Annotated in this window: 9 protein-coding genes and 2 pseudogenes; 7 read left to right on the forward strand and 4 right to left on the reverse strand. The window is 64.0% G+C overall.

The genetic code is table 11. The annotated features are described in order from the left end of the window. From VMR03_RS05485 to VMR03_RS05500, 4 genes and pseudogenes are all read left to right on the forward strand, one after another. Nucleotides 1–135 (forward strand): annotated as a pseudogene (locus VMR03_RS05485) (XdhC family protein); the annotation flags it as partial. 1 nt (nt 136) lies between these two features. Continuing rightward, complete coding sequence (locus VMR03_RS05490) at nt 137–814, forward strand: XdhC family protein (protein ID WP_325403054.1); 678 nt, start codon at nt 137–139, stop codon at nt 812–814. Then, nucleotides 811–2,439 carry a molybdopterin-binding/glycosyltransferase family 2 protein gene (locus VMR03_RS05495; protein WP_325403056.1) on the forward strand — a complete coding sequence of 543 codons (1,629 nt, stop codon included), beginning with the start codon at nt 811–813 and terminating at the stop codon, nt 2,437–2,439. The genes VMR03_RS05490 and VMR03_RS05495 overlap by 4 nt, the downstream gene beginning before the upstream one ends. Before the next feature lie 146 nt (nt 2,440–2,585). Beyond that, entirely contained in the window at nt 2,586–3,257 is a 672-nt protein-coding gene (locus VMR03_RS05500) for an outer membrane protein (RefSeq protein ID WP_325403058.1), read from the forward strand. A 78-nt stretch (nt 3,258–3,335) separates the two neighbouring features. Here VMR03_RS05500 and VMR03_RS05505 read toward each other — a convergent pair whose 3' ends face one another. Both VMR03_RS05505 and VMR03_RS05510 read right to left on the reverse strand, forming a co-directional pair. Then, nucleotides 3,336–3,878: an MOSC domain-containing protein gene (locus VMR03_RS05505; protein ID WP_325403060.1), complete on the reverse strand. Its 543-nt coding sequence runs from the start codon at nt 3,876–3,878 to the stop codon at nt 3,336–3,338. A gap of 7 nt (nt 3,879–3,885) precedes the next feature. Then, nucleotides 3,886–5,499 carry an alpha-glucosidase family protein gene (locus tag VMR03_RS05510; RefSeq protein ID WP_325403062.1) on the reverse strand — a complete coding sequence of 538 codons (1,614 nt, stop codon included), beginning with the start codon at nt 5,497–5,499 and terminating at the stop codon, nt 3,886–3,888. A gap of 82 nt (nt 5,500–5,581) precedes the next feature. Between VMR03_RS05510 and VMR03_RS05515 the strand changes: the two genes are divergently transcribed. After that, nucleotides 5,582–6,070 (forward strand): VOC family protein, encoded by a 489-nt coding sequence (locus tag VMR03_RS05515; protein ID WP_325403064.1) that lies wholly within the window; start codon nt 5,582–5,584, stop codon nt 6,068–6,070. Between the two features lie 134 nt (nt 6,071–6,204). Here the strand turns inward: VMR03_RS05515 and VMR03_RS05520 are convergent, their stop codons facing one another. Beyond that, a complete protein-coding gene (locus VMR03_RS05520; RefSeq protein ID WP_325403066.1) occupies nt 6,205–6,945 on the reverse strand; it encodes a Sir2 family NAD-dependent protein deacetylase in 741 nt (246 codons plus the stop codon). Nucleotides 6,946–7,046: 101 nt separating this feature from the next. On the opposite strand from VMR03_RS05520, the gene VMR03_RS05525 reads away from it, so the two are divergent. Together VMR03_RS05525 and VMR03_RS05530 are read left to right on the forward strand one after the other, a co-directional pair. Next, nucleotides 7,047–7,466 carry a VOC family protein gene (locus VMR03_RS05525; RefSeq protein ID WP_325403067.1) on the forward strand — a complete coding sequence of 140 codons (420 nt, stop codon included), beginning with the start codon at nt 7,047–7,049 and terminating at the stop codon, nt 7,464–7,466. A 64-nt stretch (nt 7,467–7,530) separates the two neighbouring features. Then, nucleotides 7,531–7,851, forward strand: a complete 321-nt coding sequence (locus VMR03_RS05530) for a hypothetical protein (protein ID WP_325403069.1) — start codon at nt 7,531–7,533, stop codon at nt 7,849–7,851. Between the two features lie 18 nt (nt 7,852–7,869). On the opposite strand, the pseudogene VMR03_RS05535 reads toward VMR03_RS05530, so the two are convergent. Next, a pseudogene (locus VMR03_RS05535) lies at nt 7,870–8,108 on the reverse strand (hypothetical protein); the annotation flags it as partial.

An 8,108-nucleotide genomic window follows, 5' to 3' on the forward strand; every position in this document is an offset into this window, starting at 1 on the left:
ACCCGGGCGCTCGACGCGATGGAGAGCGGCAAGCCCGAGGTCCTCGAATATGGCGTCAGCGACGCAAAGGCCTGGGAAGTCGGCCTCGCCTGCGGCGGACGCATCCGGGTCTTCGTCGAGCCGGTGACGGCCTGAAATGCGGAGCGATCTCCTTCAGCGTCTGCTCGAAGACCGGGCTGCAAAACGGCCCGTCGTGCTAGCCACGCGCCTCACCGACGGCGTACAGAAACTTCTGTATCAAACTGATACAGAAGGAGAAACGGGGCTTCTTGAAGCTGTTCGTGAAGCTCTGGCATCGGACAAGGGCCGTGTCGTTGCGACGGCCGACGGAGAGTGGTTCCTCAACGTCTTCAATCCACCTCTCCGGCTCATCATCGTCGGCGCCGTTCACATTGCGCAGCCGCTGGCGCGCATCGGCGCGCTGGCCGGTTATGACGTGACGGTGGTCGATCAGCGCACGGCCTTTGCCTCCGAAGACCGCTTTCCAGGCATCACCCTGGTCACCAATTGGCCGGACGAGGCCATGACCGCGCTGGCACCCGATACGCGCACTGCGGTCGTCACCCTCACCCACGACCCGAAACTCGACGATCCGGCATTGCAGGCGGCGCTGAGGAGTCCCTGCTTCTATATCGGCGCGCTGGGCAGCAAGAAGACGCACGGCACGCGGCGCGAGCGGCTGCTGGCGGCCGGCTTCGACGAGGCCGCCTTCGCCCGCATCAACGGCCCGGTGGGGCTTTCCATCGGCGCGAAGAGCCCCGCCGAGATCGCCATCTCGATCATGGCCCAGATCACCGAGAAGCTGCGCACATGATCTTCGGGGAGATCGATACGGCCGGGGCGGAGGGCGCGATCCTCGCCCATTCGATCCGGGCGGGCTCCGCCAGCTTCAAGAAGGGCCGTGTGCTGTCGGCCCCGGACATCGACGCCCTGAAAGCGGCGGGCGTCGACCGGATCGCCGCGATCCGGCTCGAAGCGGACGACGTGCCCGAGGACGAGGCCGCTGCGGCGCTTGCCCACGCGCTGGCCGGCCCCGGCCTTTCGGTCGCGGAACCCTTCACGGGCCGCGCCAATCTCTATGCCGAAGCCGGCGGCGTACTCGCCTATGACCGCGACAGGCTCGACCGGATCAACCTGATCGACGAGGCGCTGACGCTCGCGACGCTCGCGCCCTTCGAGACGGTCTCCGCCCGGCAGATGATTGCCACGGTGAAAATCATCCCCTTCGCCGCCCGGCGCGCGAGCCTTGACCAGGCCATAGCGCTGGCGACAGCGGGCGGCCCCCTCCTCTCGCTCCACGCCTTCCAGCCGCACCGGGCGGCTCTCGTCGCGACGCGGCTCCCGGCGACCAAAGAGAGCGTGCTCGACAAGACGCATCAGATTCTCGCCGCGCGCCTCGCCGGCATGGGCAGCGAACTCGCGAAGGAATACCGCGTCGCCCACGAGATGGCGGCGGTCGCCAAAGCCGTGCGGGCGGCCTTGGCCGAGGGCTATTCGCCGGTTCTCGTCTTCGGCGCTTCGGCGATCACCGACCGGCGCGACGTGATACCGGCCGGGATCGAGGCCGCAGGCGGCGAGATCCTGCATTTCGGCATGCCGGTCGATCCCGGCAATCTGATGCTGCTCGGGCGGCACGGCGAAACGCCGGTGCTTGGCCTACCCGGCTGCGCGCGCTCGCCGAAGCTCAACGGTTTCGACTGGGTGCTGGCGCGGCTTCTCGCCGGACTTGAGGTCACGCGCGAGGACGTGATGCGCATGGGCGCGGGCGGGCTTCTCAAGGAGATCGCCAGCCGGCCGCAGCCCCGCGAAGGAGGCATCACCTCCGCCATCGCCAAACCGCTTGCCCCCCGCATCGCCGCTCTCGTCCTCGCCGCCGGGCGATCGAGCCGCATGGGCGCGATCAACAAGCTCACCGCCGAAATCGACGGTCAACCGATGGTCGCGCGGGCGGTCGATGCCGCGCTGTCGAGCGGAGCCATGCCCGTCATCGTGGTCACGGGGCATGAAGACAACGCGGTGCGGGCGGCGCTTGCGGATCGCGACGTGACGATCGTGCACAATCCGGATTATGCGCAGGGCCTCTCGACATCGCTTCGAGCGGGGATTTCAGAACTTCCCGGCGATACCGATGCGCTGCTGGTCTGCCTCGGCGATATGCCGGACGTGAAGCCCTCCCATATCGGCCGGCTCATGGCGGCTTTCGACCCGGAGGAAGGCCGCACCATCTGCGTCCCCACCTTCGGCGGCAAACGCGGAAACCCGATCCTCTGGGGCGGGCAATATCTCGGTGAAATGCGGGAGCTCAAGGGCGATGTCGGCGCGAAACATCTGCTGGGCGAGCACCCGGAAGCGGTCTGCGAGGTCGCCATGCCGGATGCCGCGACGCTTGAAGACATCGACACGCCCGAGGAGATGCAACGGCGCAGGGAAAAGCCGTAGAGGCAGCGTTACGCCCCAAAACAAGAAGGAAAATCATTCGCAGCCGGAACGCCGCGCGAATGGTCGCATCGCCGTTTCTCCCCATGGACACGAGGGGTGCCGTTTGGCAGTCTTTCCGCACCACTCGACAGGGGGCCCTCATGCGAATGAACCTTTCTCTCGTAGTTGCGTCCACTCTCGTCATCTCCGCCTTCATCGTTTCCTCCGCCAAGGCGGATGACGTCGGCCCGCCCGTCTGGACGGGCTTTTATGCCGGCGCCCAGATCGGCTATGGCTGGGGCCGTGATCGCATTCACGACTCGAGCCTCTCCACCGGCGATTCCGATTATAGCGACCGTTTCAAGATCGACGGCATGACCGGCGGCGTACACGGCGGTTACAATTATCAGACAGGCCCATGGGTCGTCGGTGCGGAAGCCGATATCGAACTTGCTGACGTCGATGGCGACAATCGGGACTGGCCCTTCGGCGACAATACAAAAGCCAAGATCGACTCGCAGGGATCGCTTCGGCTGCGTGGCGGCTATGCGTTCGGCCAGACGCTCCTTTACGCGACCGGCGGCCTCGCCCTCGCCCACGTCAAGACCGACTACTATGACGGCTCGGCGCATGACAGCTATTCGGACACAAAAGCCGGATGGACGATCGGCACCGGTCTGGAATGCGCCTTCACGACGAACTGGACGGCGCGCGTCGAATATCGTTACGTGGATCTCGGCCGCATCTCCGATCACACGACGACCACAGATTCCGGGTGGCAGGAGCACAACGACCTTCAGGAACATGCGATCCGCGTCGGCGTCAGCTACAAGTTCTGAATATCCTCAGATGAAAATCGAAAGCCCGGCCTCAGTGCCGGGCTTTTTCTTGGACACGCGACGATCCTATGCCGCACCTCAAACGCGTTCCAGCGAATGATGCGGTTCGGGCGGCAACTCGACACGAATGTTATCGCCCGACGAAATCTCACCGCCCTCGCGCACGATTCCCATGATGCCCGCCTTGCGGACAAGGCGTCCTTCCGCATCGCGGCCAAGCACGGCCTGCGTCAGGCCCCGCTGAAAGCCGTCGAGCTGGGCGCAGGGATTGCGAAGACCCGTCACCTCGACAATGGCCGTCGCGCCGATGTGAAGAAGCGCACCCTGCGGCAGGTCGAGAAGGTCGATGCCGCGTGTGGTGACGTTCTCGCCCATGACACCCGGCGCCACGTTGAAACCCGCGGTGACGAGTTCGTCGAAAAGCTCCGCATGAATGAGGTGGACCTGACGCAGATTGGGCTGCGTCGGATCGGCGGCGACGCGGGAGCGATGCTTCACCGTCTCGCCCATATGCGCGTCGCCTTCGACGCCGAGCCCCTTCAGCAGCCGGATGCTACTTTCATTCGGCTTGCTGAAGCTGTGCGTTGCGCAGCGGCTGACGGCGACGACGGTGCCGGTCATTTCTTCCTCAAAGCGCGAATACCGCCGCCGCACGAGGGCCGAGCTTGAGCCCGCTTGCGCCGCGCGCGACCGGGCCGACGCTCAGGATTTGTTCCCCGGCGCCGGACGGCAGGTCGTAGCCGAATTCTTCCCGGCTGAGATTGAAGACGCAGAGAAGTTTCTCCGTACCGCTGACCCGTTCGAAAGCGAGAATGGCGTCGCCGTCGGATTCGATGAAACGGATGTCGCCGGTGACGAGCGCCTTGTGCCTCTTGCGCTTCGCAATGAGATCGCGCGAGAAGGCCAGAACCGAGTCCGGCGATTTCTCCTGCACGTCGGCGGCACGCACCGCATGATAATCGGGAATGGGAAGCCAGGGCGTGCCGGTGGTGAAGCCCGCCTGATACGCCTTGCTCCCCCAGGGCATCGGCGTCCGGCAGCCGTCGCGGCCCTTGCCGAAAGGAAAATAGAGATCGCCGACGGGATCCTTGATCCATTTCCGCTCGAGATCGACTTCCGGCAGGCCGAGCTCCTCGCCCTGATACATCAGCGCCGTACCCTTCAAGGTCAGGAGCAGCAGCAGCGCGAGCTTCGCCAGAGCATCGTCGCCCTGCCCGCCGCCCCAGCGCGTGACCGGCCGCACGATGTCGTGGTTCGAGAAGGTGACGCAGGGCCAGAGATGATCGAGCGGCATCAGCAGCTCGTCGAAATAGGTCCGGAAGACCTGCGGCTTGAAGGACCAGTCTTCGAGGAAATCGAAGGTGTATCCCGTATGCAGCCGCTCCATGCCGCCGGCATAGACGCCGAACATGGACGGCTCCTCGGAGAATTCACCGAAGGCCAGCCGGTCATCGTACTCGTCCATCACCTTGCGCACGCGCTTCATCGCCCATTCGTTATCGGGCGTGTTCGCATCGTAGATGTGGCGCTGCAGGCGCGGCGCATGCGCCCAGTTCGCGAAGGTGCGTTCCGCCATCGGCACCGGCGGGTTGTCGCGCAGATGCTCGTCATGGACGTAGGAATTGGCGACGTCGAGACGGAAGCCGTCGACGCCACGGTCGAGCCAGAAACGCAACACGTCCATGCAGGCATCGACGACATCGGGATTGTGGAAATTGAGCTTGGGCTGGCTCTTCAGGAATTTGTGAAAGTAATATTGCCGCCGCAGAGGATGCCACGACCAGGCGGCGCCGCCGAAGGCCGCGAGCCAGTTGTTGGGCGGTGTGCCGTCTTCCCGCGCCTCGGCCCAGACATACCAGTCCGCCTTCGCATTGTTGCGCGACAGAAGACTCTCCTGAAACCAGGGATGCTGGTCGGATGTGTGGCTCAGTACCTGATCGAGGATGAGCTTGAGGCCCCGCGCATGAGTTTCCCTCACCAGCCGGTCGAAATCCGCCATCGTGCCCATCTCGGGGGCGATGCCGACATAGTCCGAGACGTCGTAGCCGAAATCGCGATTGGGCGAGGGATAGATCGGCGAGAGCCAGATCGCATCGACACCGAGGGAGGCGACGTAGTCGAGCTTCTTCTCGATTCCCTTGAGGTCGCCGACGCCGTCGCCATTCGTATCGAGAAAACTGCGCGGATAGATCTGATAGACCACGGCACCCTGCCACCAGGGCGTCTTGCTTTCGGCGCTCATTGGCGTCGCTTCTCCCCATTCGATAGACTTACCGACACTGTAGTCAGTCCCGGAAACGGCGCAATCTCAGGGGGCAAAATAGATGCCGGACGATCGCATCGAAGTCATTGGGGTGGATCACATCTATCTGACCGTCTCGGACATGGGCCGCGCGGAACGGTTCTACGACGCGGTGCTGGGTCTTCTCGATTTCCGCAAAAGCGACCGCGAGATCGCCGGCGCGCCGCACCGGCATTATTTCAACAGGATCGTCCAGATCACGATCAGGCCCGCGCGACCCGGCCATCACGCCTTCGACGCCTACAGTCCCGGCCTCCATCACCTCTGCCTGACGGTCGCGACGCCCGCCGACGTGGACCGCTTCGCCGCGGCGATGCGAACGAAAGGCCTCGCGACCAGCGCCCCCGCCCTCCACAGGGAATATGCCGACGACTATTACGCGACCTTCTTCGAGGACCCGGACGGACTCCGCCATGAGGTCATGGCGCGGCGGGCCGGACGCGACCTCATCGTCCGGCGCTGGGAGGAGCTGACGGAGTTCCTAAACCCCGTGCAGAAGCTGACGAGTTGAATGCCCTCCTCTTTTAATTCGTCATGGCCGGGCTTGTCCCGGCCATCCACGTCTTCCCTTTCTGCGGCGAGGGAAAGACGTGGATACGCGGGGCAAGCCCGCGCATGACGGATGAGGGGTGAAATCAAAACCTCTCAATTCAGCATCGCGATCGGCGCCAACGTTGGGCCGATCTCGTCATGGATGACGAGGTCCGCGATCCGGTCGAGTTCGGTCGGTTCCCGATTGAGGATAACGAGCTGCGCGCCATTGCGTTTGGCCAGGATCGGGAAGCCGGCCGCGGGATAGACCTGCAGCGACGAGCCGATGGCGATGAAGAGATCGCAGGCAAGCGTCGCATCCTGTGCGCGCGCCATTTCCTCTTCCGGCATGGCCTGCCCGAAGGAGATCGTCGCGGATTTGACGATGCCGCCGCAGGACCGGCATTCCGGACTTTCGTCCGTCTCCTCGAAGATCGCGCGCACCTCTTCCAGCTCGTGGCGCAATCCGCAGTCGAGACACTTCGCATAGGTACCGTTGCCATGCAGTTCGATGATCTTCGACGGCGGCACGCCGGAATTCTGATGCAGATTGTCGATGTTCTGCGTGATGACATGGGCGATGACGCCCATATCGACCAGCTTCGCGATGGCCATGTGCCCCTTGTTCGGCTCGGCGCCTTGCACCGTCTTGTCGATCTCGAACTTGCGGCGCCAGGCTTCGCGGCGAAGCTCCGCCGAGCGCAGAAAATCGTTGAAGTCGATCGGCGCCATCTTCGTCCAGAGCCCGCCGGGACTTCTGAAATCGGGAATGCCGGATTCCGTGCTGATGCCCGCGCCCGTGAAAACGACGACGCGCGAGGCATCGTCGATGAGGCGCTTCAGTTCACGATTCATTTCGTCCCCGTCTTTGACCTTTGACGCCGTTTCGTGAATCATGCCCGAAAATCGGCAAAACCGAAATCGCTGCAATCCCGGTCAGTTTCAGGAGTTCGAGCATGAAATACCTTCATACGATGGTGCGCGTCGGCGACCTCGACAAGTCGCTGGACTTCTATTGCAACAAGCTCGGGCTCGAGGAACTGCGTCGCTTCGACAATGAGGCCGGCCGCTTCACCCTCGTCTTCCTCGCGCCCCCCGGTCAGCCGGACGCGCAGGTCGAGCTGACGCATAACTGGGATCCCGAGACGATGGGCGAAGGGCGCAATTTCGGTCATCTCGCCTATGAGGTCGACGACATCTATGCCGCCTGCGACAAGCTGCTGAAAGGCGGCGTTACCATAAACCGGCCGCCCCGCGACGGACGGATGGCCTTCGTCCGTTCACCTGACAACATCTCGATCGAACTTCTGCAGAAAGGCAGCGCGCTGCCGTCGCAGGAGCCTTGGGCCTCGATGCCGAACACCGGACACTGGTAGGCACAGGGGGCTGGCCAGGCAAGGAGGGCTGGAAATCACACCCTCCGCACATTAGGTGAAGACCATGAGGAAGCTCACTCGAAACTTCGCTGCCGGCCTCGCCGGTTCGCTTCTGGCGCTTTGCGGAAGCACCGCCTGGGCGGGTGGCGGCATCACGGTCGAACAACAGCTCTCGACCGGCCCCGCCATCACCTCGCCGCTCTTCGTCGGCTCGGGTCCCTTCGACGGCGATCCGCCGCCGCCCGGCTACGAATGCCACAAGGTCGTGCGGGACGGTCCGACCGCCTCGGGCCGGATGGCGCATTGGAGCGCCACGCAATGCTACGACGCGGCCCGCCGCCCCTATATCGTCGGCGGCAGCGAGCGCATCGAAGGCTATTATTAGCGGCGACGTCCGGGTTCGTCAGAGTGATCTGGAGAGCGGCAGCGTCAGCTCCGCCCGGTAGCCCGGGTCGAGTTCCGTCTTTTCCAGCTTACCTCTAATCTGACGGGTGAGCGCGACGATGAGACGCGAGCCGAGGCCGCTGCGTCCGAAATCCCGCTTGGCGGTACCTCGATCCTCGACACCGATCCTCAGATTTTCCCCTTCTACACGCAGGAAAATGCGCACCGGCCCCGCCTCGCCCTCGGGATAGGCGTGCT

Origin of the sequence: Parvibaculum sp. (assembly GCF_035511255.1) — a bacterium.
Classification (GTDB): domain Bacteria; phylum Pseudomonadota; class Alphaproteobacteria; order Parvibaculales; family Parvibaculaceae; genus Parvibaculum.